Here is a 23,641-nt window from a genome sequence, read left to right as displayed (position 1 = left end):
ACGCCACGGTCGTGTCGACCTAGTCGATGTACTCGTACGCGGGCAGGGTCAGGAACTCCGGGAACTCGTCCGAGAGCGCGACCCGCTCGAAGATCGCGCGGGTCTCCTCCGGGCGGCCCTTCTCCCAGGTCTCGTCGCCGACCTCGGCGTGGATCTTGTCCATCTCCTCCTGCAGGACCTGGCGGACGTGCTCGCGGTCGAACTTGCCGTGGCGCACCCACTGCCAGATCTGCGAGCGGGAGATCTCCGCGGTCGCGGCGTCCTCCATCAGGTTGTTGATGCCGGCGGCGCCGCGGCCGCCGAGCCAGAACGAGATGTACTGGAAGCCGACGTTGACGTCCGCGCGCAGGCCCTCCTCGGTGATCTCGCCGGGGGTGGAGGCGGCATCGAGCAGTTGCTCGGGGGACACGTTGACGTCGTAGCGCTGCTTGTCGATCTGGTTCGGGCGGTCGCCGAGGACCTCCTCGAACGCCGCCAGCGCGACGTCGACCACGTCGGGGTGCGCGACCCAGGTGCCGTCGAAGCCCGCCTTGGCCTCGCGCTCCTTGTCGGCCTTGACGGCGTCCAGCGCGCGCTGGTTGGCCTCCTCATCCTTGCGCGAGGGGATCAGCGCCGCCATGCCGCCCATCGCGAACGCCCCGTGCTCGTGGCAGGTCTTGACCAGAAGCTCCGAGTACGCCCGCATGAACGGGACGGTCATCTTGACGTCGTTGCGGTCGGGCAGGACGAAGCTCGGATCGTCGCGGAAGACCTTGATCATCGAGAAGATGTAGTCCCAGCGGCCGGCGTTGAGCCCGTAGGAATGCTCGCCGAGCGCGTGGATGATCTCGGCCATCTGGAACGCGGCGGGCAGGGTCTCGATCAGCACGGTCGCGCGGATCAGGCCCGGGGGCAGACCCAGCGCTTCGCGGGTGAAGCGGAAGACGTCGTTCCAGAGCGCGGCTTCCTGCCAGTGCTCCAGCTTCGGCAGGTAGAGGTAGAGGCCCTTGTCGCGCGCGGCGAGCAGCGGGCCGCTGTGGAAGGCGTACAGGCCGAAGTCCATGAACGCGCCCGCGACCGGCTCGCCGCCGATCGTCAGGTGCTTCTCGGGCAGGTGCCAGCCGCGCGGGCGCACCAGCAGCGTCGCCGGAGCGTCGACCAGCTCGTAGTGGCGGCCGTCGGCGCCGTCGTAGGTGATCGTGCCGTCGATCGCGTCCATCAGGTTGCGGTGACCCTCGACCTGGTTGCGCCAGGTGGGGGAGTTGGCGTCCTCGAAGTCGGCCATGAAGCCCTTCGCGCCGCTGTTGAGCGCATTGATGACGAGCTTGCGGTCGGTCGGGCCGGTGATCTCCGCGCGGCGGTTCTCATAGTCCGGGCGCGGCGGCGGCACCTGCCAGTCGCCGCGGCGGATCTCCTCGGTCTCGGCGAGGAACCCGGTCGGGGTGCCGCGCTCGGCCCGGGCCTGCAGCAGCTCGGCGCGGCGCGCTCCGAAGCGCTCCTGCAGCTCGCCCACGAAGGCCAAGGCCTCGTCGGACAGGATCGTTGCGAGCGACTCGTCCGGGGGCGCGGCGGCTTGGACCTTCACGGCTTCACTCCTCTGAGAGACATGTCGAGCAGGGTCATCGGGTGATAGATGGGCAGATCGAGGTGCTTGGCGATCTGCAGCGCGCAGCCGGGATTGGCCGCGGCGATCGCCTCCGCGCCGGTCGCGCGCAGGTTGTCCGCCTTGCGCGCGCCGAGCTTGGCCGCCGCCTCGGGCTGCAGCAGGTTGTAGATGCCCGCCGAGCCGCAGCAGAGCTCCCACTCGGCCGGCTCGAGCAGCTCGATGCCCGGGATGCCGCGCAGCAGCTCGCGCGGCTGCAGGCGGACCTTCTGGGCGTGGGCGAGGTGGCACGCGTCGTGGTAGGCGGCGCGCAGCTCGATCGGCTTGCGCACGGCCTGTGGCTCGTGCGCCGCCAGGAACTCGTGGACGTCGACGACCTTGGCGGAGAACTCGCGTGCGCGGTCGGTGTCGAGCAGGTGCCCGTAGTCCTTCATCACCGAGCCGCAGCCGGCGACGTTGGTGACGATGTGGTCGAAGCCCTCGTAGGCGGCGATCGTCGCCTCGGCCAGCGGCAGCGCCTCCTCCTCGACCCCGGAGTGCATCTGCAGCGCGCCGCAGCAGCGCGGGGACCGCGGCGAGTGCACCTCGAACCCCTCGGCGGTCAGCACCCGCACGGTGGCCGCGTTGACGTCGCCGAAGAACACCCGCTGGATGCACCCCTGCATGAACGCCACGCGGCCGCGCTGCACCGGGGCGGGGGAGCGCTTGACCTTCGGCAGCGGCCGGTACGTCGCCTTAGAGGGCGCGAGCGAGAGCATCGACTTCAACCGCGCCGTGGGCACCAGCGGCGCGAGCTTGGGGCCGAGCTTCGCGCCCGGGGCGAGCGCGCGCAGCCGTGCCGGGTGCGTGAAGACGGCGAAGATCGCCTTCTTGTAGGCCCGCTCCTGCCACGTGCGCGCCTCCGAGCGCTCGAGCTGCGGCCGGGTGCGCTCGATCAGCTTGTCGTACTGCACGCCCGACGGGCAGGCCGTCACGCACGCCATGCAGCCGAGGCAGCGGTCGAAGTGGGTGACCATCTCGGGCGAGATCGTCGAGCCCTCCTCGTGCCCCACCTTCATCAGCACGATCCGCCCGCGCGGCGAGTCCATCTCGTCCTCGAAGACCGCGTAGGACGGGCACGTGGGCAGGCAGAAGCCGCAGTGCACGCAGTCCTTGATCAGGTCGGGGTCGGGCGGATGGGTGGTGTCCCAGGCGGCGCTCATATTCCTCCTACGAAAGCGCCCGGGCGGAAGATCCGGGCCGGGTCGAAGCGGGCCTTCAGGCGTTCCATGACGACGAGCGCCCCGCCGGCGTCGGGCCAGACGTCGCCGATCCGCGGCGCGCCGTCCTGGACCGTGCACGCGCGGGGGGAGAGCGCGGCGCGCGCCGCCGCCACCCGCGCCGCCAGGTCCTCGCCCGGGGCGAACGCGATCCACGAGAGTCCGAGCGCGGCGCGCGAGACGACCGTGGCGTCGCCCGCCGCGCGGATCACGGCCGGCAGATCGGTGGGCCGCCCGGAGACCTTCAAGACCGCGCCGTCGGGCGAGCGCTGGAGCGAGCGCACCGCCTCCCAGTCCTGGTCGACCAGCTCACCCGCCCGCCGCGCCGCCTCCTCCGCGGCGGCGCCGGAGAACTGCACCAAAAGCTCGCCCGCGCCGTCGCGCCAGACGACGTCGAAGCAGTCGGCCTCGAGCGGTCTCCGCGCGAGCTCCAGCGTCCTGACCAGCAACTCGTCGGGGTCGTCGGACGCGACCCGGATGGTCGCGGTCTTCGACGGCAGCGGGTGCAGGCGCACGCTCACGGTCGCGATCAGCCCGAGCGTCCCATAGGAGCCGGCGAACAGCTTCGCCAGGTCATAGCCCGCGACGTTCTTGATCACCTTGCCACCGGACTTGGCGACCGTCCCGTCGCTCAGCACCACCGAAGCGCCGACCACGAGATCGCGCACGCCGCCGTAGCGGTGGCGCAGCGGCCCGGAGTCCCCGGTCGCCATGATCCCGCCGATCGTCGCGTGGGGCGGGGATCCCATTGGTGGGTCCCAGGCGAGCCGCTGCCCGTGCGCGGCGAACGTCGCCTGCGCCTCCGCGAACGGCACACCCGCCTCGAGCACCGCCGTGAAGTCCCCGACGTTGTGCTCGAGGATGCGATCCAGCCCGCCGGTCTCCAGCGGCTCCTCGTCGCCGGACGCCATCCACGGCTTGGTCCCGCCGCCGACCGGCCGGATCGGCCGGTCCAGCCCCTTGAGCAGCTTCGCCGCCTCCGCGACGCTCTCCGGCCTCAAAACCGCTCCGCCAGCCCTGCCGCTTCGAGCGGGTGCTCCCGGTAGTGCCCGGGCACCTCGCCGCACAGCCGCGGCGTCGGCATCAGCTTGCCCGGATTGGCCAGCCCGGCGGGATCGAACGAGCAGCGCAGGCGCTGGAACGCGTCCAGATCCTCCTCGGCGAACATCTTCGGCATGTGCTTCTTCTTGTCGATCCCGACGCCGTGCTCGCCGGTGATCGACCCGCCGGCGTCCAGGCACGCGTCGATGATCAGCCCGGACAGCTCCTCGGCCTTCTCGGCGTCGCCCGGCTTGCGGCCGTCGTAACAGACAAGCGGGTGCAGGTTCCCGTCCCCGGCGTGGAACACGTTGGCCACGATCATGTCGTACTCCTTCGCCAGCGTCTCGATGCGCTCGAGCACCTCCGGGAGCTTGGTGCGCGGGATCACGCCGTCCTGGACGAAGTAGTTGGGCGAGATCCGGCCCATGGCGGGGAACGCGGCCTTGCGCATCTTCCAGAAGACCTGCCGTTCCGGCTCATCGCGAGCGATGCGGACGTCGTCGGAACCGCAGCGCTCGCAGATGGCGACCACCTCGTCGAAGCGCGCCTCGCACTCGTGCTGCGATCCGTCGAGCTCCACCAGCAGGGCGGCGGCGCGGGTGCTCCAGCCCGCATGACCCATCTGCTCGGACGCCTCGATGGCGCGCGCGTCCATCATCTCGATCGCGCCCGGCACGACGCCGCCCTGGACGATCTCCGACACCGCCTCGCCGGCCGCCTGCGTGGAGTCGAAGAACGCGACCAGCGTCTTCACCGTCTCGGGCGAGGGGACCACCCGCAGCCAGATCTTGGTCGCCACCCCCAGCGTGCCCTCAGAGCCCACGAACGCGCCCAGCAGGTCGTAACCGGGGGAGTCCAGCTCGTAGCCGCCGACCGTGATCAGCTCGCCGTCGCCGAGCACGATCTCCAGCCCGGTGACGTAGTTGGTCGTGAAGCCATATTTGAAGCAGTGCGCGCCGCCGGAGTTCTCGGCGACGTTGCCGCCGATCGAGCAGACGATCTGCGACGACGGGTCGGGCGGGTAGAAGAACGCCGGCCCGACCGCGGCGCTCACGTTCGCGTTGGTCACACCCGGCTCGACGCACACCCGCCCGTTGTCGAGGTCGATCTCGAGGATCCGCTTCATCCGCGAGAGCACCACCAGCACGCCGTCCTCGACCGGCAGCGCGCCTCCGGACAACCCGGACCCGGCGCCGCGCGCCACCCACGGGACCCCCGCGGCCGAGCAGGCCGCCACGACCGCCCGCACCTGCTCGGTCGAGTTCGGCAGCACCGCCGCGGCCGGCGACGCGTGGTACTGCAGCAGCCCGTCGGACTCGTACGTGCGCAGCTGATGCTCAGCCGTATAGATCCACTCTTCGCCGACGATCCGCGTCAGCTCCGCGACTAGACGACCATCCAAGACAACACCGCCGTCGATTGCAGGTACACCAGGACGCACATGATCGCAAGCAGCAGCAGGCTCCAGCCGATCACCTTCCTGAACACCTCGCCCTCCTGACCCCCGAGGCCGACGGCGGCCGCCCCGATCGCCAGGTTCTGGGGCGAGACCATCTTGCCCAGCACGCCGCCGCTGGAGTTCGCCGCCGCCATCAGCGTCTGGTCGAGCCCCGCCTCCTTCGCCGCGGAGACCTGCAGCACGCCGAACAGCGAGTTCGACGACGTGTCCGAGCCGGTCACGGCGGTGCCGAGCCAGCCGATGATCGGCGACAGCAGGGCGAAGATCCCGCCTGCGCCCGCGATCCAGGTGCCGATCGTGAGCGTCTGCGCGCTCAGGTTCATCACGTAGGCCAGGGCGAGCACCGCGGCGACGGTGACCGTCGCCCACTTGAGCTGGTTGACCATGCGCCCGTACGCGTGCGCGGCCGCGCGCGGCGCGATCCGCAGGTACGCCATCGTCAGCAGGCCGCAGAGCAGCAGCAGCGAGCCGGCCGCGGGCGCCCAGTTGAGCTTGTAGGTGACCGCCGACGGCGCTTCGCCCTTGGCGTTGAGGATGTTCAGGCCCGGCCAGCTGAACTCCGCCGTGCCCTTGGCGACGAGGTCCTTGATCGGGCCCCACTGGGCCAGGCCGAAGACGATGATGATGATCACGTACGGCGCGTAGGCGCCGATGACGTCGGCGCGCGAGTCCTTCCCGTCGCCCTCGCGCCTCCGGATCGCCGCCTCGTGGGTCGCGTCCGCGGTGGCCGCGCCAGCGATCAGCGGGCCGCCGCGCCGGAGCACGCTCTCCGCCACCAGCGGCGTGCCCGGCTGCCACACGCGCAGGAAGGCGACCATCGCCGCGACCGACAACAGCGACGCGACGATGTCGGTCAGCTCGACCGAGAGGTAGTTCGAGCACACGAACTGGCCGATCGCGAAGCTCACGCCGCCGGTCAGCGCAGCCGGCCAGACGGCGCGGATGCCGCGCCAGCCGTCGACCATGCCGACCAGGATCAGCGGCACGAACAGCGCCAGCAGCGGGGTCTGCCGGCCGACCATCGCGCCCAGGTCCTCCTTCGGGATCTCGGTCAGACCCGCGAGCGTCACGATCGGGATCGCGATCGCGCCGAACGCCACCGGCGCGGTGTTGGCCACCAGGGCCACGGAGGCGGCCTTCATCGGCTTGAAGCCCAGCCCGAGCAGCATTATCGACGTGATCGCGACCGGCGTGCCGAACCCGGCCAGCGCCTCGAGCAGCGCGCCGAAGGAGAAGGCGATGATCACCGCCTGGATGCGCTGATCGTCGGAGATCGCCGCGAACGACCGCCGCAGCACCGCGAAGTGCCCGCTGTCCTCGGTCATGTTGAAGATCCAGATCGCGTTCCAGACGATCCACATGATCGGGAACAGGCCGAAGGCCGCGCCTTCGACGGCCGCGTCCAGTGCTTGACCGACCGGCATCGAGTAGGCGATCACGGCGACGAGGATCGCCGCCAGCAGCGCGAGCAGCCCCGCCCAGTGCGATTTCAGCTTCAGCCCGCCCAGCAACAGGAACAGCGTGGCCAGCGGGATCATGGCGACCAGCGCGCTCAGGAACAGCGAATCGCCGACGGGGTCCAGCACCTGCTTGTACATCTGCGTCTCTCCTCCCGGGGGACCTGAGACCCGATCTACCCAAGAGACGACGAACGGCAACGCCCCCCGGAACCGTGAGCCGGTTCCGGGGGGCGCGAACTGCGACTGCTAGACGAGCGCGTACAGCGGATCGACCTTGCGGCGATCCAGCTGCTGCGTGATGCGCGACACCCACGTCTTGCGGGCGTGCTCGTCGGACGTACGGGCGCCCTTGACCACGAGCGTCACCGTGGTCTTGGTCGTCGTGTACTTGATCTGCTTCGTCAGCGCCTTGGTCAGCTTGGCCGCCTTCACGGCCGCCTTGAGCTTGGCGCCGTCGGCGCGCTTGACCTGGATGCGCACGTCGCGGTCGACCTTGGAGCCGGCCTTGACCGGCGCGAGCGCCTTGGTCTCGCCCGCCTTGGGCAGCTCGGCCTTGACGATCGGCTCGGCCGCCGGGGCGATCTCGGCCAGCGTCGGAGCCGGCTCGGCCGTGGCCGCCGACGGCGCCGGGGCACCGATCACGGCGCCCTTCGGGTAGAGGGCGCTGTTGAGCACCAACCGCTCGTCCTGCTCCTTCCAGGAGCGGTAGAACGGGTTGAAGCCGATCAGGACCGCGTGGCCCGAGCCGGTCGGCTTGTCGACCACCGCGGGACGGGCGGTCAGCTGGTCGGCACGGGACTCGTAGCCGTACTTCTCATCCGGCGTGTTGCCGTACGTCACGACCGAGGAGCCGTCCAGCGTCCCGGTGTCGAACACCGGGTTGTTGGTCGAGTCGCGGTAGATCCAGCCGCCGAGGTCGAAGCCCCAGGCGACCGGGTTGGTCGTGTCGTAGCTGCCGTCGAACGTCGAGCCCGGCGTCAGCAGACCCGAGATCGAGGTCGTGTTCAGCGTCGTGGCCCCGATCGAGCGGGCCGCGGTCACACCGGTGGCGTTGATGCCGATGTAGTTGCCACCGCCGTTCATGAACGCCAGCAGGTTGGTGCCCGTCGGCGTGATCGTCGCCGGGGTGCCCGACGTGGTGGCGATCGACATGTTCGGGTTGATGAAGGCGGTGAAGCCCTCCGTCACCAGGCGGTTGTTGGCCAGGTCGGTCGAGGTGACCGGGATCAGCGCGCTCAGCGGGATCTCGAGCTTGACCGCCAGCGAGTGCAGCGCCTCGCAGAACGAGCCGCCGAAGCCCGCCTCCGGGCAGTAGCCGTGCGTGCCGGTGATGTTCGGGCCCGACTTGAACAGCGGGTTCGACGGGATCGTCGTCCCACCGGTGAAGAGGCCGATCTTCGGCTTGGCCAGCTGCCGGCGCGGGGCCGGGTAGCTGTTGAGGCCGATCACCGGGGTCTGGCGCTTGACGGCCAGCGCGTTGAGGTCCACGCCGCGGCCGGCCAGCGAGGCGCCGTCGACGAGCGCGGAGCCCGTGTAGAACGTCTTGCCCGAGGCGGTGAAGCCCGCGGTCGAGCGGTACACGTTGACGCCCTTGTCGAGCAGGTCGATCGCGAGGCCGAGGCCGCGCGCCGAGTCGGTGTTGAACGCGTACACGGCGGAGACGCCGGACGGCGCGCCACCGAGCTGCGGAGCCGAGGTGAGCTCGGTCATCTGGACGCCCGGGGACATCGGGGTCGTCAGGAAGCCGGAGCCGGCGAGGCCGCGCTGGAGCGGGTAGCTCCAGGTGACGACGTCGTAGTAGTAGTCGTACGGGATGAACGGGTTCTCGCCCAGGAGCGCCTGGATCCAGTGCTTCATGCCCTGGTTCATCGGGATCCACAGCGTGCCCGCGGGCAGGGTCTGCCCGTCGACCGAGTTGGGCGTGCCGCCTGCCGTGCTGTTGCCGTACTGGTGGTAGCCGTTGACGGCGACCGGCGTGTTGAGCGTGTACACCCGGACGCCCGTCTTCATCAGCAGGTCGAGCATCGCCTGCAGGTCGCCCGTGTGCTGGTCCGGCCGGAAGAAGTAGCCGCACACCGTGCCCTTGGGCTGCTGCTTGATCGTGTCGTGCAGCGGGCTGACCAGCTTGTTCGGCTGCAGCTGGCAGGCCTGGCCCTGCGCGATCGCCTCGCCCCACTGGCGGACCCAGTTGGAGAGGATGTTGTTCTTGTCGTCCGACGTCAGGTTCAGCGTCGTGTCGATCGCGAGGTAGTGGTCGTAGACCTGCTTGCCGTAGACCTCGCTGTTGCCCTTCTCGTACGTCATGCCGGCCGCGCCCATGATCAGCGACGGGACCGTGTCGCCGTACTCCGGCGTGAACAGGTCGTAGGAGTTGTAGTTCTGGTACTGCGCCGACTGGTCGTTGAAGACCCGCTGCAGCGCCGGACCGATCTGGTTCTGGATGAAGTCCAGCGAGAACGTCGAGATCTCGTGGTGGACCGGATCCTCGTTGGGCGGGAAGAAGTACCCGCTGGACTGCTGGTGCGCGTCGATGAAGAACACACCCGGGTACTGGTTCATGGCCGGAACCATGATCTTGTTCTCCTGCTGGTTCTGCGTCCCGAAGTCACGGTTCGGGTCAAACCCGTAGGCCGTGGTCCGGTTCGTGGCGTCGCGACCGTCGGGGTTGCGGACCGGCTGGTAGAAGGTCTCGACGTTCTTCAGCCGGCGAGCGTTCTCGCAGTCGGTGCGCGCGAGCATCTCGTACATCGAGCGCGTGATCGACTCCGCGGCGGCGGACTCGCCGCCGTGCGGGGTCGCCGTGACCCACGCGAACGCGGGCCTGCTGCCGACGCCCTCCAGGCCGACGTCCGTCGAGATCTCGCCCGAGCGCACGCCGCGCCAGAAGGCGGCGTCGCCGTTCGGTCCGTCGAGCTTCTCGATGTTCGCGGTCGAGCCCGCGACGTAGAACGCGATGTCGCGGTCACCGGTGGCGGACTTGCCGAGGTACTTCTTGATCAGGCGGACGCGCGGGTTGTTCGCGGTCGCCGCGACCACGCCGTCCCAGTACTCGTAGATGACCTTCGTCAGGTTGCGCCCGTACGGGGTCGGCGCGCCGCTGACGAAGTCGAACGACGGGTGGCCGCCGCCCTGGCCGGTCCGGCCGGCGCCGAGCGGGAGCACGGCGTCCGGGTCCGGGTGGGTCATGAACCACGTGTCCCAGCTCGGGATCGTGTTGTCGTACCCGAGGGTCTGCGTGCAGCCCACCGGGTCGACGTCAGCCTGCGCGAGCGACGGAGCGGCGCCGACCGTGAGCGCGGCCGCGGCGAGCGCGACGGCGAGCTTCCGGAACGACATCACGAGAACCTCCGGCTCTGGTCGGTCGTGTTCAGGACGGTGTTACCGCTGAACGTGACCTTGGCCGAGAAGGACTGGCTTCCACGCTTGGCGGTGACCGAGCGTGAGAAGGTGCAGCGCTTCGACAGCGGGACCTCCTGGTTGAGGATCGAGCGACCGGCGCGCTTGATCGTGAGCATGACCTTGCCCGCGCAGGCCTGGGACGTGCCGGCGGCGGCCGGGAACGTGACCGTGCCCGTCAGGGTGCGCTTGACGCCGGCCTTCGTAGCCTTCTTGGACACGTTGAGCTTGAGCGTGGCGACGAAGCGCGAGACGACGACATTGCGCGACTGCTCGGTCGTCTCCCCGAGCAGGTCGGTGACGACGAGCCGCAGCGTCTGGCCACCGACATCGGCGCCGGTCGGCGAGAAGTCGCAGACGAACGGGGCGGCGCTGACGACGCACAGCGTGCGCGTGCCGAGGATGACGGCGGCCGACTTCAGGCCGGCCGGAGCGGAGGCGTCGAACACGACGCGGGACTTGCCCGCGATCGAGCGCGGCCACGAGATGAAGCTCGCGGCCGGGAGGCCCGCCTTGGGCGTGCCGCCGTCGGTGACGGGCTTGGGCTCCGGGGTGACGGTGCCACCGACCGTGACGGTCGCGGTCGCGGTGACCGTGGCGGTCGGAGTCGGCTGCGGGTCGGCACCGCAGGTCACGGTGACCGGCGCGGTGGCCGACTGCGTCTGACCCAGCGAGTCCATCGCAACCGCGCTGAACGTGCGGACGCTGTTGCAGGCGGCGGTCGCCGGGATCGTGAAGCTGGCCCGGTACGGCGGCGCGGTGACCGTGGCGATCGTGGTCAGCCCGTCCGCGAAGCGCACGCGCTTGATGCCGAAATCGTCAGCCGGCGTCGCGGTGAGCGTGATCGTCGTACCGCGGTTGGCGCTCGCCGGAGCGGCGAGCGTGACCGTCGGGGCCGCGTCGTCGACCGGGATCGGCGCGGTCAGCACCGGGTACTCGCCGTTCGTCGGATCCGACTGCGGGCCGCTCCGGTACGGGTAGAAGTCGACGGAGTTCGACGTCGTGGCGCCGCTGGCCGTCTCGACCGTGGCGGTGCCGTTGACCGGGTTCTCCGGGACCTGCGGGTTGGTCGTCGGCGAGATCGCCGGGCCGGGGTTGGTGGTGGAGTTGTAACGCAGGCCCCACCAGTTGTTCTCGGCCTTGAGCAGGTTGCCCTGCGACTGCAGATCCGTCGCGTTCGGGTTGCCGGTGACGGCGGTCGTGCCGTCGGCCGCGACGTTGAGCACGCCGTACGCGTTGTCGACGACGTTGCTCGTGCCGATCCGCGAGTAGACGACCTGGCCGGTCGCGCTCGCGTACAGCGCGATCTTCGCCGCGATGTAGCGCACGCCGGCGCCCAGCGTGAGGTTGGCGTTGTTCGCGTCGGAGTTGCGCGTCGGCGCGCCGGTGCCGTTGACGAGGTTCTGCGAGATCAGCGAGCTGTCGATGGTGGCGTAGCTGCCACTCGTGACGCGCACGCCGTCCTGGCCGAACAGCGGCCCGGTCGTCAGCAGGCCGACGGTCGGGCAGCTGCCCGTGCCGGCGAAGTTGACGCACTCGGTGCGGCCGATCACCTGGCTGGCGGTGATGACGCCCCAGTTGATCGCGCCGGAGGCGATGAACGGCGCCGCGTCGTTCTGCGCGCCGTCGATCAGGATGCCGATCTGGTTGTACTTGTCGACGCGAGTGCGGTCGATCACGAGCTTGCGCGCGCCGTCGACCGGCGAGAGCAGCGCGTTGGAGGTCTGGACGATGCCGATGCCCGGTTGCGGGCCACGCCAGCCGCCCACGCGGGTGTAGGCGTTGTCGCCCTCGGAGGTCACGATGTTCGTCACGCGGCTGCGGACGATCGAGCCCTTGGCGTCGAGGAACAGGATGCCGGCCTCGACCGCGACCTCGCGGCCCTGCGGGTCATAGCCGTCGACCGTGACGCCGGAGATGTTGACCGTGAGCGGCTGGGTCGGCGTGCCGACGATGGCGACGATGTCGCCGACGCCATTACGAAGGTCCGGCGCGTCCTCCAGGATGCGCCCGCGCACGAGCGGGTCGGCCTTGGGCGTGATCTTCACGAGATCCGCCCCCGCGCCCTTCAAAGTGATGTTCTTGGTGATCGTCACCGCGTTCGATCCGGGTGAGCCGTCTCCCTCGACGTACTCGCCCTGGCAGATGACGACGGTGTCGCCAGCGTGCGCCGCGTCGACCGCGGCCTGCACCGAGGTGTACGACGCGGCCGGGCAATCGGCCTTATCGTCGTCCACGGTGAGTGTCGCTGCATACGCGCCCTGTGCACAGCACAGAACGCCCGCGCTGACGAGCGCGGGTAGCAACCCATACCTCAAAGCGTTAAGCCCCCCTCGGGATCGCTGCGCGGGTTCCTACTCCGCGCACCCATGTACCAACGAATAGATAATGTCGGATCTGGGGCTCGGCGAGAGGATTTCGCCGTTGACCTCTCTCAACAGGCCGCGCGTCCGGTGTGCGGGTTTCTAGTAGGCCGTGGTCCGGGAGCGGTGTCTCGGGTGCGCCTTGTAGCGCGGCTCGCCGCCGCGCGTCCAGAGCACCCAGTCGAGCGCCGACGCGGTGGTCGCGCGTGGGTGCGCGTGGACGAGAAGCTCGACCGCGTGCAGCGCGGTGGCGCGGATCTCGACCTCCTCCGGTGAGCCGTGCGCGAGGAGGGCCCCGGCGTCGATCCGTGCCCTGAGGTCGTCGTCGAACTCGAGGACGCCGTCGAGCCGCAGAACGTGGGGCACGAGGTTGTCGGCGAAGAGCGTGAGCCGCTCCAGGCCCGTTGGGGCGATCAAGCCCGCGAGGGCGAGGTCGGCGGCGGCGATCTGCGCGCGCTTGAAGAGTGGGACGTCGCCGCTCGGGTACGGGCTCACGTCCCGCCAGGTCTCCCACTGCGCGAGGGTCGTCGCGAGGTGCTCGACGCCGTCGTGGGCTGCGGCGAAGGCCTGGAAGGACCCGTCGATCTTCGTGCCCAGCGCGTTGAGGTGGAGGGCGAAGAGGCCCATCAGCTCGTGTTCGGGGTCCTGGCCGAAGGTACGCGCGACGTCCTCGCGGGTGAGGGCCCGGAGCTGCTTCGCGGTCCATGGGCCGCGGGTGCGCAGCCCGCGCTCGATCGTCCTGAACCCCGAGAGGCCGGGCGGCTTGTTCAGCGTGGGGAACCAGCCGCTGCCGAAGTTGATCGCGTTGAGCTGGAGGCTGAACGCGGCGCGGGTCTCGTCGTCGGCGTCCGGCAGGTCCGGCGTGGGCGGGGCCTCGGGCGGGAGCTCGCGCGCGTAGGACTCGATCCGCGCGTCGGCGATCCGCACGCTCCTCGCCTCTCGCGCGACGCGCGCGGCCGCGGCGCGGATGTCGTCGGTGAGCGATCCCATGCGGGCGGCGACCTTACCGAGCGCGGACGCGTCCTGACCGCGCGCTAGCGTGGTTCGAAGTGCCCGCCGACGCCGCCATCGACGCCCTCCTCGAAGGGCTCAATCCGCCCCAGCGCGATGCGGTCGTGCACGGTGAAGGCCCGCTGCTGATCCTCGCGGGCGCCGGCTCGGGCAAGACCCGCGTGCTCACCCACCGGATCGCGTACCTGTTGCGCACCGGCCAGGCCAAGCCGAGCGAGATCCTCGCGATCACGTTCACCAACAAGGCCGCGTCGGAGATGCGCGAGCGCGTCGAGCTGCTCGTCGGCCGCGCCACGCGCGCGATGTGGGTGATGACGTTCCACGCCGCCTGCGCCCGGATGCTGCGCGCCGACGCCCACCGGCTCGGCTACACCCGCCAGTTCACGATCTACGACTCCGCCGACCAGCGCCGCCTCATCAAGAAATGCCTTGACGATCTGGACGTCGACGTCAAGCGCTTCACGCCCCGCGCGATGCAGTCCCAGATCTCCGACGCGAAGAACAAGCTTCGCTCGCCGGAGGACTACCGCCAGCTCGTCGGCTCCTTCTTCGAGCAGACGGTCGCCGACGTCTACGACCTCTACGAGCGCGAGCTGCACCGCTCCAACGCGATGGACTTCGACGACCTGCTCGTCCGCTCGGTGAACCTGCTCGAGATGTTCCAGGAGGTCCGCGACCGCTACTCGGCCGCCTTCCGCTGGATCATGGTCGACGAGTACCAGGACACCAACCACGTCCAGTACCGCTGGCTCCAGCTCCTCACGGGCGACCACCGCAACCTGGCCGTGGTTGGCGACGACGCGCAGTCGATCTACGGTTTCCGCGGAGCGGACATCAAGAACATCCTCAACTTCGAGGACGACTATCCCGACGCCCACGTGGTCAAGCTCGAGCAGAATTACCGCTCGACGCAGACGATCCTGGATGCCGCGAACGCGGTGATCTCCAACAACCGCGGGCAGATGACCAAGCATCTGTGGACGGACGTGGGGGAGGGCGATCCGGTTCGCGTGCGCGAGATGGCCGACGAGCACGCCGAGTCGCGGTTCGTCACGGCCGAGGTCAACCGGCTCGTCGACGAGGGCGTGTCGAGGGCTGAGATCGCGATCTTCTACCGCACCAACGCGCAGTCGCGGGTGCTCGAGGACATGCTCGTCCGGGCCGGGGTCGGCTACCAGATCATCGGCGGCACGAAGTTCTACGAGCGCGCCGAGATCAAGGACGCGGTCAACTACCTCACGTTCCTGGTCAATCCGCAGGACGGGACGGCGTTCACGCGGATCGCCAACTCGCCGCGGCGGGGCCTTGGGCAGACGTCGATGTCGCGCGTGCTCGCGCATGCGGCGTCGATGGGGATGACGGTGTGGGACGCGGCGATCGACGACATCCCGGGCCTGGCGACGGCCGCCCGCAAGTCGCTCGAGCGCTTCATGTCGACCATGACCCGCCTCAAAGAGCGCGTCGAGGGCGGCGCGCCCGTCGCCCAGCTGCTGCAGGAGCTGCTCGAGGAGACCGGCTACAAGGAAGCGCTGGAGGCCGAGCGCACGATCGAGGCCCAGGGCCGGCTGGAGAACCTCGAGGAGCTCGTCCGGGTCACGCAGGAGTACGACGCCAACAACCCCGAGGGCAACATCGGCGAGTTCCTGCAGCAGATCGCGCTGCTGGCGGACGCGGACACGATCCGCGACGACGAGGGCCTCGTGACGCTGATGACGCTGCACAACGCCAAGGGCCTGGAGTTCCCGATCGTCTTCATCATCGGGATGGAGGACGGGACGTTCCCGCACTCGCGCTCGATCGAGGAGGGCAACATCGACGAGGAGCGCCGGCTCGCCTACGTCGGCCTGACCCGCGCGATGCGCGACCTCACGCTGACCTACGCCCGCCGGCGCGGCGCGTTCGGGGGCAGCATGGGCGGGCCGACGATCCGCAGCCGCTTCCTCGACGAGATCCCGCGCGACCTCACCGACCAGCGCCAGCGCCTGTCCGCGGGCTTCCCCGCGCCCGGGCGCGTCGCGTCGTGGGCCGGGGCGGCGCAGGCATCGGCGGAAGTCGCGGGGGACACCGACGGCTCGGTCTTCCGCATCGGCGAGGACGTGGTGCACTCCAAGCTCGGCGAGGGCGTCGTCACGGGCCTGGAGCCGGGCGGCATCGTCGTCGTGCGCTTCGCGGGCGACGGCAGCGAGCGCAAGCTGATGGCCGATTACGCTCCGCTCAAGCGCCGTTAGTTAAGAACCTGCTTAACGCCGCGTCAGCAGAACCATAAGGTTCCGGCGATCGTGAGAAATTTGCGAAATTCTCATTGAAGTTTCGGGAAACGGCGGTAGCGTCACTCGACGACTTTCATGTTCATGAGGAGACGTTGATGACGCGAACGGCACCGGCTGCAGCCCTCGACCAGCGAGACGGCAGCGCGCCGCGACATCGCTTCACGTTCGGCCTCTGGACGGTCGGCAATCCGGGCCGCGACCCGTTCGGTGGTCCCACCCGCGAGGTGGTCGACCCCGTCGACTCAGTCCACAAGCTCGCCGAGCTCGGCGCGTGGGGCGTGAGCCTGCACGACGACGATCTGCTCCCGTGGGGCATCCCGCTCGCCGAGCGAGATCGCATCGTCAAGCGCTTCAAAGGCGCACTCGACGAGACCGGCCTCGGCGTCGGCATGGCGACGACCAACCTCTTCGGCCACGCCGCGTTCAAGGACGGCGCCTTCACGTCGAATGACCGGAAGGTCCGTCGCGCGGCGATCGGCAAGGCGATGAACTTCATCGACACGGCCGCCGAGCTGGGCGCCGAGGTCTACGTCTTCTGGGGCGGGCGCGAGGGCACCGAGGCGGGTGTCGCGAAGGATCCGCGCGACGCGCTGGAGCGCTACCGCGAGGCGATCGACGTGCTCGGCGACTACGTCGTCGACAACGGCTACGACCTCAAGTTCGCGATCGAGCCCAAGCCCAACGAGCCGCGCGGGGACATCTTCCTGCCGACCGTCGGCCACGCCCTGCACTTCGTCTCCACCCTCAAGCGCCCGGAGCTGGTCGGCGTCAACCCCGAAGTCGCCCACGAGACCATGGCCGGGCTGAGCTTCCACCACGCCGTCGGCCAGGCGCTGTGGGCGGACAAGCTCTTCCACATCGACCTCAACGCGCAGCGGATCGGCCGCTACGACCAGGACTTCCGCTTCGGCGCGGAGGACCTCAAGGAAACCTTCTTGCTCGTGCGCCTGCTCGAGCGCGCCGGCTACTCCGGCCCGCTCGCCTTCGACGCGCACTCCTACCGCAACGAGAACGCAGACGGCGTCTGGGACTTCGTCCGCGGTTGCATGTCCACCTACAGCGCCCTGGCCGACCGGGCGGCGCACTTCGACGCGCTGCCCGAGGTCCAGGAAGCGATGGAGGCCGCGTCGGTGGCCGAGCTCGCGCTCAACACCGTCGACGGCGACGAGGCCGAGGCACTCAAGGACGAGGCCTGGGCTCTCGACGCGCTCGCTGAGCGCGGCTATTTCAACGAGCGCCTCGACCAGTTGCTGGTCGACGTGCTGCTCGGCGTGCGCTGACGGCGGCGCGCGGCACCCCGGATCATCGGAAGGACTCACCAGAAATGTTGAAGCGAGTGATGGCCATCGGCGCGGCAGGCGCCCTCATGCTCGGAGTCGCGGCCTGTGGCAGCGACTCCTCGTCCAGCAGCGGGGGCGCGGCCGGCACGGCCACGCCCGCGGCCAAGCTGAAAGTCGGCGTCATCCTGCCCGACACCCAGTCGTCGGCCCGCTGGGAGGGCGCGGACCGCCCGTTCCTGGGCGACGCGTTCAAGGCGGCGGGGGTCCAGGCGGACATCCAGAACGCCAACGGCGACAAGGCGAAGTTCGCCACGATCGCCGACCAGATGCTCAACGAGGGCGTCAACGCGCTCCTGATCGTCAACCTCGACAGCCCTTCGGCGGCCGCGGTGATCACCAAGGCGCACGCGCAGGGCGTGCCGGTCATCGACTACGACCGCCTGACGCTCGGCGGCGGCGCCGACTACTACGTCTCCTTCGACAACGTGGCGGTGGGGACCGCGCAGGGCGAAGGCCTCGTGAAGTGCATGCAGGCCAACGGCAACAACTCGGGCCCGGTGGCGCTGCTCAACGGCTCGCCGACCGACAACAACGCCACGCTGTTCAAGCAGGGCTACGAGAAGGCGATCAAGGCCGCGGGTTACACGATCGCGGCTGACCAGTCCGTGCCGGACTGGGACAACACCAAGGCCGGCACGATCTTCGAGCAGATGTTCACGAAGGCCAACGGCAAGTTCGTCGGCGTGGACTCCGCCAACGACGGCCTCGGCGGCGCGGTGGCAGCGGTGCTGGCCCGCAACGGCGACTCCAAGACGATCCCGACCACTGGTCAGGACGCCACCGACGAGGGCCTGCAGCGCGTGCTGCTCGGTACCCAGTGCATGACGGTCTACAAGGCCGTCAAGAAGGAGGCCGACGCGGCGTCGAGTCTCGCGATCGCGCTCGTGAAGGGCGACAAGGCCGGCGCGGCCGCGCAGGCCACGGGCTCGGTGGAGGACACCGTGACCCACAAGCAGGTCAAGAGCGTGCTGCTGCAGCCGCAGGCGATCTTCAAGGACAGCGTGAAGGACGTCATCAACGATGGCTTCACGACCTCCGCCAAGATCTGCACCACGGCCGCGCTCAAGGCCGCCTGCACCGCCAACGGCATCAGTTGATGAGCGCGCTCCTCTCGCTCCGGGGCGTCAACAAGAGCTTCGGCGCCGTCCATGTCCTCCATGACGTCGACTTCGACGTCGCACCCGGTCGCGTGACCGCGCTGGTGGGCGACAACGGCGCCGGCAAGAGCACGCTGATCAAGGGGGTCGCCGGGATCAACGCGTTCGACGACGGCGAGATGTCCTTCGAGGGCAAGCCGGTCACCGTGCACGGCCCGAAGGACGCCAACGCCCTCGGCATCGAGATCGTCTATCAGGACCTCGCGCTGTCGGACAACCTCGACGTCGTCAACAACATGTTCCTCGGGCGCGAGCTGAAGTCGGGCTGGACGCTCAACGAGACCGAGATGGAGAAGCAGGCGGGCGCGACGCTCAAGACGCTCTCCGTGCGGACGTTGCACTCGCTGCGCCAGAGCGTCTCGAGCCTCTCGGGCGGTCAGCGCCAGACCGTGGCGATCGCCCGCGCGGTGCTGTGGAACTCCAAGCTGGTGATCCTCGACGAGCCGACCGCCGCGCTGGGCGTGGCGCAGACCGAGCAGGTCCTGAACCTGGTCCGGCGCCTCGCGGACAATGGCATCGGCGTCGTCCTGATCACCCACAACATGAACGACGTCTTCCAGGTCGCCGATGACATCGCCTGCCTGTTCCTGGGGCGGATGGTGGCGCAGGTGCAGACCAAGGACGTCACCAACCGGCAGGTGGTCGAGCTGATCACCACCGGTCGCTCGGACGATCTCGGGCTGCATCCGGAAGCGGCGGCGGCCGCATGAGCGCGCACCTCGCCGAACCCCCGGTCTCGGAGTTCGAGCTCGAGGAGGCCGCGGGCCAAAGTGGCCTGCGCGAGGCCGCGGGCGGCTACTGGGAACGCGTCAAGGGCGGCGATCTGGGCGCATTGCCCGCGGTCATCGGGGCGATCGTCCTGGTCATCGTCTTCGGCATCCTGCAACCGGATTCGTTCCTGACCGAGACCAACTTCGCCAACCTGATCAACCAGGGCGCGGCGATCACCGTGCTCGCGATGGGCGTGGTCTTCGTCTTGCTGCTGGGGGAGATCGACCTCTCCGCCGGCTTCACCGCCGGCACCGGCGCCGCGATCCTCGGTGTCACCCTGACCGAGCACGGCTGGGCGTGGCCGCTCGCGATCCTCGCCGCGCTGGCCGCGGGCGTGGCGATCGGCTGGACGATCGCGTTGCTCGTCGCGCGCCTGGGCATCCCGTCGTTCGTCGTCTCCTTGGCCTACTTCCTGGGATTGCAGGGCGCGATGTTGTTGATCATCGGCGAGGGCGGGACGATCCCGATCCGCTCGAACGCCGTGCTCGATGTCATGAACAAGAACATGCCGGTCGGCATTGGCTGGTTGTTCGCTGCGCTCGTCATCGGCGGGTTCGCCGCCGCGACATTCATGGCCATCCAGCGCCGGCGGCGCGCCGGCCTGCCGACGGCGGCGCTATCGGTGTGGGCTGCGAAGGTCATCGGGCTCGCGGTCGTGATGATCGTGGCCGTCTTCCTGCTCAACCAGGAGCGCCAGCGGGCCAACGCGCCGATCGTCATCCAGGGCGTGCCGTGGGTGGTCCCGCTCGTCACGGTCCTGTTCGTGGCGCTGACGTTCCTGCTGACCCGCACCGGGTTCGGGCGGCACGTGTTCGCGGTCGGCGGTAACGCGGAGGCGGCGCGGCGAGCGGGCATCAACGTCGCCGGGGTCAAGACCTACTGCTTCATCCTCGGATCGACGCTGGCGGTCGTGGCGGGCATCCTGCTGGCCTCGCGTGACAACTCCGTCTCGCCCACCACGGGTGGTGCGCAGACGCTGCTGTACGCGGTGGGCGCGGCGGTGATCGGCGGCACGTCGCTGTTCGGTGGGCGCGGCCGGATCTCGGACGCGGTGACCGGCGGTCTGGTCGTGGCGATCATCGCCAACGGGCTGCCGCTCGTGACCGAGAAGTCGGGCGTGCAGTTCATCGTCAACGGGCTCGTGCTCCTGCTCGCGGCGAGCGTCGATGCCATCTCGCGCCGGAGGGCGGCGGCGACGGGCAGATGATCAGTCGAGGCGCTGGGCCAGGGCCTCCGGGGACTGGTCCAGCACCAGGGCGGCCGCGCCGAGCACCTCGGCGCGGCCCTTGAGCTTGCCCGGGACGACGCGCACCGCTTCCGCGGCGGGCGGGATGCCATAGCGGGCGATCGCGGCGCGGATCGGGTCGAGCACGACGTCGCCGGTGGTGGCGAGATCGCCGCCGACCACGATCAGCTTCGGGTTCAGCAGCGTGACGAGCGTGGCCAGCGCCTCGCCGATCAGCTCGCCCGCGTCGGCGACGGCGCGGATCGCGCCCCGCTCGCCGCTCGTCGCCCGCTCCAGCAGGCGCGCGACGGAGACGTCGGGGCCGAGCAGGCGCGCGACCGCGCTGGGGCTGGCGACCATCTCCAGGCACCCGCGGTTGCCGCAGCGGCAGATCGGCCCGTCCCGCGACACGCGCACGTGGCCGAGCTCGCCCGCGATCCCGTTGTTGCCCCCGAAGGCCTTGCCGCAGAGGACGAGGCCGAGCCCGATGCCCGCCGACAGCCGGACGTACGCCATCTGGTCGGCGCCCTTGCCGGCGCCGAAGCGATGCTCGCCGAGCGCGCCGAGGTTCGCGTCGTTCTCGATGTGCACGGGCAGATCGAGCCGCCTCGACATCTCCGCGGCGGGCTCGACGCCGCCCCACGACGGCAGGATGCCCTCGGCGAAGACGTGCCCGGTCTCTCCGTCCACCGGCGCCGCCAGCGCCATCGCGACGCCGATCAGATGCTCCTTGGCGACGCCTGCTTCGTCGAGCGTCCGCTGCACGAGCTCGGCCGCCAGGTCCATGCTCGCCTGGGGCGCGTGATCGACGTCGATCGCCGTGTACTCGTCGCTGAGGATCTCGCCGGAGAGATCGCAGGTCGCCACGCGGAGGTGCTCGTGGCCCATGTCGACGCCGACCGCGAACGCGGCGCGCGGCACCAGCGCCATCAGCACCGGCGGGCGGCCGCTCTGGCGGGGCGTCGGGTCCTCGAACTCCTCCACGATGCCCGCGCGCTCGAGCTCCTCCATGAAGGCCGAGACGGTCGGACGTGAGAGTCCGGTGAGCTCGGCGACGGCGCTTCTGCTGCTGCGCGGGTGCCGGTAGAGCGCCTGGATCACGCGCAGGCGATTGGTCTGACGCGCGTTGAACTCGACGGCCACGCCCGAAGCTTACGGGCGCGGAATCGAACCCTGGTCTGTGGGGTTAGCCGCCTCGTGGCCCGAATGGGCTGCACCTAGCATCGGCTGGGTCCAAATGCGCAAGCTCCTGCTCCTCGTCTCCGCGGTCGTCCTCGTCGACACGTCGTTCTACGCGGCGATCACCCCACTGTTGCCCGATCTGACGGAGGAGTTCGGTCTGTCCAAGACGGGCGCGGGCATCCTCGCGGCGGCGTATCCGATCGGCACGTTCGTGGGTGGTCTGCCGGGCGGGATCCTGGCGGCGCGCGTCGGCGTGCGCCCGACCGTCCTGCTCGGGCTGGCGCTGATGGTGCTCTCGAGCATCGCCGTCGCGTTCGTGGACAACATCGTGCTGCTCGACCTCGCCCGCTTCATCCAGGGCGTCGGCGGCGCCGCGTCGTGGGCGGGGGCGATGGCCTGGCTGGCCGGCGCCGCGCCGCGCGAGAAGCGCGGCGAGATGATCGGCTCCGCGATGGGCGCGGCGATCGCGGGCGCGCTGCTCGGTCCGGTGATCGGCGTCGCGGCGGATCTCTTCGGCTTCGAGCTCGTGTTCTGCTCGATCGCGCTGGTCGGCGTCGGGCTGATGCTGTGGACGCTGCGCACGCCGGCCGCCGCTCCGCTGGGCGACGGGTCCCTGCGCGGGCTGCGCGGCGCGCTGCGCAACGGCCAGGTCAAGACCGGCCTGCTGCTGATCACGGTTCCCGGGCTGCTGTTCGGGACCTTGAGCGTGCTCGGGCCGCTGCGCCTGGACGAGCTCGGCGCCACGACGGCCGCGATCGGCGGGATCTGGCTGATGAGCGCGGCGTTCGAGGCGATCGTCTCGCCGCTGGCGGGCCGCTTCAGCGACCGGCGCGGGCCGCTTGCTCCGCTCCTGGGCGGGCTGATCGGCGGCGCGGTGACGTTCGCTCTGCTGCCCTGGCCGACCGACGCGGTGACGCTGGGCATCCTGATCGTCATCGGCTCTCCGGTGATCGGCCTGCTCTGGGCGCCGTCGATGTCGATGTTGAGCGACGGTGCCGACGCGGTCGGGCTCGAGCAGGGCCTCGCCTTCGGGCTGATGAACCTCACGTGGGCGACGGGCCAGAGCCTCGGCGACATCGGTGGGGCGCGGCTCGGCCAGGCCGCGGGCGACGAGGTCGCCTACCTCGCGCTGTCCGTCGTCTGCCTGGCGGCGTTCCTCGTGCTCCGCACGACACGCCAGGTTCGCCGCCCCGCCACCGCCTAGGGGGTCGGGGCGGGCGCGGCGGGTTGCGCCGGCGCGCGATTCCGGCGCTTGCCGCGCTGGCGATTCTGCGCGGGGGCGGTCGTGGCGGGCGCGGCCGCTGTCGCGGTGGGCTCGGGCTCGTCGACGACGCCGGTGACGGCCGGCACCGTCTCGTTCACCGTGCCGTGGACCGCGTTCTCCGGCTTCGGCTTCGGCTTGGGCTTGGACTTCGGTTTCGTGGCCGCCGCGGTGGCGGTGGGCTGGGCCGTGTGGGTGGGGGCGGGGGTCGAGGCGGGTGGGGGTGTAGCGGCGGGCGTCGAGGTCGCCGTGGGTGTGGCCGTCGGCGAGTGATGCGTCTCGCCGTGCGGGGTGGGTGAGGCGGTCGCGGTCGCGGTGGGTGTGGGAGTCGCGGTCGGCGTCTCGGTGGGCGTTGGGGTGGGCGTCTCGCTCGGAGTGGGTGTGGGGGTCTCGGCGACGAACGTCGCCGCGGCCTCGACGCCGGCGGGCTCCGCGACGCCGCCGGACGCCGCAACCCCACCGGCCGCGCCGCCGCCGACGAGCGCGATCCCGACCGCGATCTTGACCAGCAGCGCCGACCCGCCACCGCCGACCGCCACTCCACCACCGGCAACCGCCGAGCCCGCGCCGCTCACGGCACCGCCGCCGAGCGCGCCACCGGCAGAACCTGCGCCTGCGCCAAAGGCGCCGCCGGCCGAACCCGCGCCGCCGGCCGAGCCCGTGCCACTGGCGGCGCCGCCGAGAACACCGGCGCCAGAGGAGCCCGCGCCACCGCCGAGAACACCGGCGCCGGGTGCGCCGCCGCCGAGAGCGCCGCCCGCGGCCGATCCCGCGCCACTGGCAGCGCCGCCGCTGAGAGCGCCGCCGGCAGAGCCCGCGCCGTTGGCGGCACCGCCGCCGAGGACACCGCCGCCGGACGCCGCG

At 70.3% G+C, this 23,641-nt stretch carries 15 protein-coding genes and 1 pseudogene; 6 read left to right on the top strand and 10 right to left on the bottom strand.

The genetic code is table 11. The features are described from left to right. Window positions 1–19: 19 nt before the first annotated feature. From aceB to OM076_RS27810, 8 genes are all read right to left on the bottom strand, one after another. A complete protein-coding gene (gene aceB, locus OM076_RS27845; RefSeq protein WP_270043388.1) occupies window positions 20–1,564 on the bottom strand; it encodes a malate synthase A in 1,545 nt (514 codons plus the stop codon). Further along, window positions 1,561–2,784 carry a (Fe-S)-binding protein gene (locus OM076_RS27840; RefSeq protein WP_270043387.1) on the bottom strand — a complete coding sequence of 408 codons (1,224 nt, stop codon included), beginning with the start codon at window positions 2,782–2,784 and terminating at the stop codon, window positions 1,561–1,563. The genes aceB and OM076_RS27840 overlap by 4 nt, the downstream gene beginning before the upstream one ends. Next, window positions 2,781–3,842: an FAD-binding oxidoreductase gene (locus OM076_RS27835; RefSeq protein ID WP_270043386.1), complete on the bottom strand. Its 1,062-nt coding sequence runs from the start codon at window positions 3,840–3,842 to the stop codon at window positions 2,781–2,783. Before OM076_RS27835 ends, OM076_RS27840 begins: the two co-directional genes overlap by 4 nt. Beyond that, complete coding sequence (locus tag OM076_RS27830) at window positions 3,839–5,284, bottom strand: FAD-linked oxidase C-terminal domain-containing protein (RefSeq protein ID WP_270043385.1); 1,446 nt, start codon at window positions 5,282–5,284, stop codon at window positions 3,839–3,841. The genes OM076_RS27835 and OM076_RS27830 overlap by 4 nt, the downstream gene beginning before the upstream one ends. Beyond that, complete coding sequence (locus tag OM076_RS27825) at window positions 5,269–6,939, bottom strand: L-lactate permease (RefSeq protein ID WP_270043384.1); 1,671 nt, start codon at window positions 6,937–6,939, stop codon at window positions 5,269–5,271. The genes OM076_RS27830 and OM076_RS27825 overlap by 16 nt, the downstream gene beginning before the upstream one ends. A gap of 108 nt (window positions 6,940–7,047) precedes the next feature. Next, window positions 7,048–10,137, bottom strand: coding sequence for a M14 family zinc carboxypeptidase (locus OM076_RS27820; RefSeq protein WP_270043383.1), 3,090 nt, complete (start codon window positions 10,135–10,137; stop codon window positions 7,048–7,050). Beyond that, the gene (locus OM076_RS27815; RefSeq protein WP_270043382.1) at window positions 10,137–12,434 is read right to left on the bottom strand and encodes an Ig-like domain-containing protein; all 2,298 of its coding nucleotides are present in this window, start codon (window positions 12,432–12,434) and stop codon (window positions 10,137–10,139) included. Before OM076_RS27815 ends, OM076_RS27820 begins: the two co-directional genes overlap by 1 nt. Window positions 12,435–12,662: 228 nt before the next feature. Next, on the bottom strand, window positions 12,663–13,550 hold the full coding sequence (locus tag OM076_RS27810; RefSeq protein ID WP_270043381.1) for a queuosine salvage family protein: 888 nt from the start codon (window positions 13,548–13,550) through the stop codon (window positions 12,663–12,665). A 59-nt stretch (window positions 13,551–13,609) separates the two neighbouring features. Here OM076_RS27810 and OM076_RS27805 point away from each other — a divergent pair, with 59 nt between their 5' ends. The 5 genes from OM076_RS27805 (at window position 13,610) to OM076_RS27785 (ending at window position 20,316) form a co-directional block, all read left to right on the top strand. Continuing rightward, entirely contained in the window at window positions 13,610–15,799 is a 2,190-nt protein-coding gene (locus OM076_RS27805; protein WP_270043380.1) for an ATP-dependent helicase, read from the top strand. A 137-nt stretch (window positions 15,800–15,936) separates the two neighbouring features. Further along, window positions 15,937–17,121, top strand: coding sequence for a xylose isomerase (xylA, locus tag OM076_RS27800; protein WP_270043379.1), 1,185 nt, complete (start codon window positions 15,937–15,939; stop codon window positions 17,119–17,121). A 44-nt stretch (window positions 17,122–17,165) separates the two neighbouring features. Further along, entirely contained in the window at window positions 17,166–18,278 is a 1,113-nt protein-coding gene (locus tag OM076_RS27795) for a sugar ABC transporter substrate-binding protein (RefSeq protein ID WP_270043378.1), read from the top strand. Then, window positions 18,278–19,048: an ATP-binding cassette domain-containing protein gene (locus tag OM076_RS27790; protein WP_270043377.1), complete on the top strand. Its 771-nt coding sequence runs from the start codon at window positions 18,278–18,280 to the stop codon at window positions 19,046–19,048. Before OM076_RS27795 ends, OM076_RS27790 begins: the two co-directional genes overlap by 1 nt. Further along, the gene (locus OM076_RS27785; RefSeq protein ID WP_270043376.1) at window positions 19,045–20,316 is read left to right on the top strand and encodes a sugar ABC transporter permease; all 1,272 of its coding nucleotides are present in this window, start codon (window positions 19,045–19,047) and stop codon (window positions 20,314–20,316) included. The genes OM076_RS27790 and OM076_RS27785 overlap by 4 nt, the downstream gene beginning before the upstream one ends. On the opposite strand, the gene OM076_RS27780 is transcribed toward OM076_RS27785, so the two are convergent. Continuing rightward, a complete protein-coding gene (locus OM076_RS27780) occupies window positions 20,317–21,477 on the bottom strand; it encodes an ROK family transcriptional regulator (protein WP_270043375.1) in 1,161 nt (386 codons plus the stop codon). A gap of 94 nt (window positions 21,478–21,571) precedes the next feature. Between OM076_RS27780 and OM076_RS27775 the strand changes: the two genes are divergently transcribed. Continuing rightward, entirely contained in the window at window positions 21,572–22,720 is a 1,149-nt protein-coding gene (locus tag OM076_RS27775) for an MFS transporter (RefSeq protein ID WP_270043374.1), read from the top strand. On the opposite strand, the pseudogene OM076_RS27770 reads toward OM076_RS27775, so the two are convergent. Next, window positions 22,717–23,641, bottom strand: a pseudogene (locus tag OM076_RS27770) (hypothetical protein); the annotation flags it as partial. The gene OM076_RS27775 and the pseudogene OM076_RS27770 overlap by 4 nt on opposite strands.

The sequence above is a fragment of the Solirubrobacter ginsenosidimutans genome (genome assembly GCF_027587205.1).
This window is presented reverse-complemented; position numbering and strand designations above follow the sequence as displayed.

Bases quoted from the DNA above. Each gene is read 5' to 3' on its own strand.
- OM076_RS27840 (WP_270043387.1), bottom strand. From the start codon at position 2,784: ATGAGCGCCGCCTGGGACACCACCCATCCGCCCGACCCCGACCTGATC.
- OM076_RS27825 (WP_270043384.1), bottom strand. From the start codon at position 6,939: ATGTACAAGCAGGTGCTGGACCCCGTCGGCGATTCGCTGTTCCTGAGC.
- OM076_RS27820 (WP_270043383.1), bottom strand. From the start codon at position 10,137: ATGTCGTTCCGGAAGCTCGCCGTCGCGCTCGCCGCGGCCGCGCTCACG.
- OM076_RS27810 (WP_270043381.1), bottom strand. From the start codon at position 13,550: ATGGGATCGCTCACCGACGACATCCGCGCCGCGGCCGCGCGCGTCGCG.
- xylA (WP_270043379.1), top strand. From the start codon at position 15,937: ATGACGCGAACGGCACCGGCTGCAGCCCTCGACCAGCGAGACGGCAGC.
- OM076_RS27795 (WP_270043378.1), top strand. From the start codon at position 17,166: ATGTTGAAGCGAGTGATGGCCATCGGCGCGGCAGGCGCCCTCATGCTC.
- OM076_RS27790 (WP_270043377.1), top strand. From the start codon at position 18,278: ATGAGCGCGCTCCTCTCGCTCCGGGGCGTCAACAAGAGCTTCGGCGCC.
- OM076_RS27785 (WP_270043376.1), top strand. From the start codon at position 19,045: ATGAGCGCGCACCTCGCCGAACCCCCGGTCTCGGAGTTCGAGCTCGAG.
- OM076_RS27775 (WP_270043374.1), top strand. From the start codon at position 21,572: ATGCGCAAGCTCCTGCTCCTCGTCTCCGCGGTCGTCCTCGTCGACACG.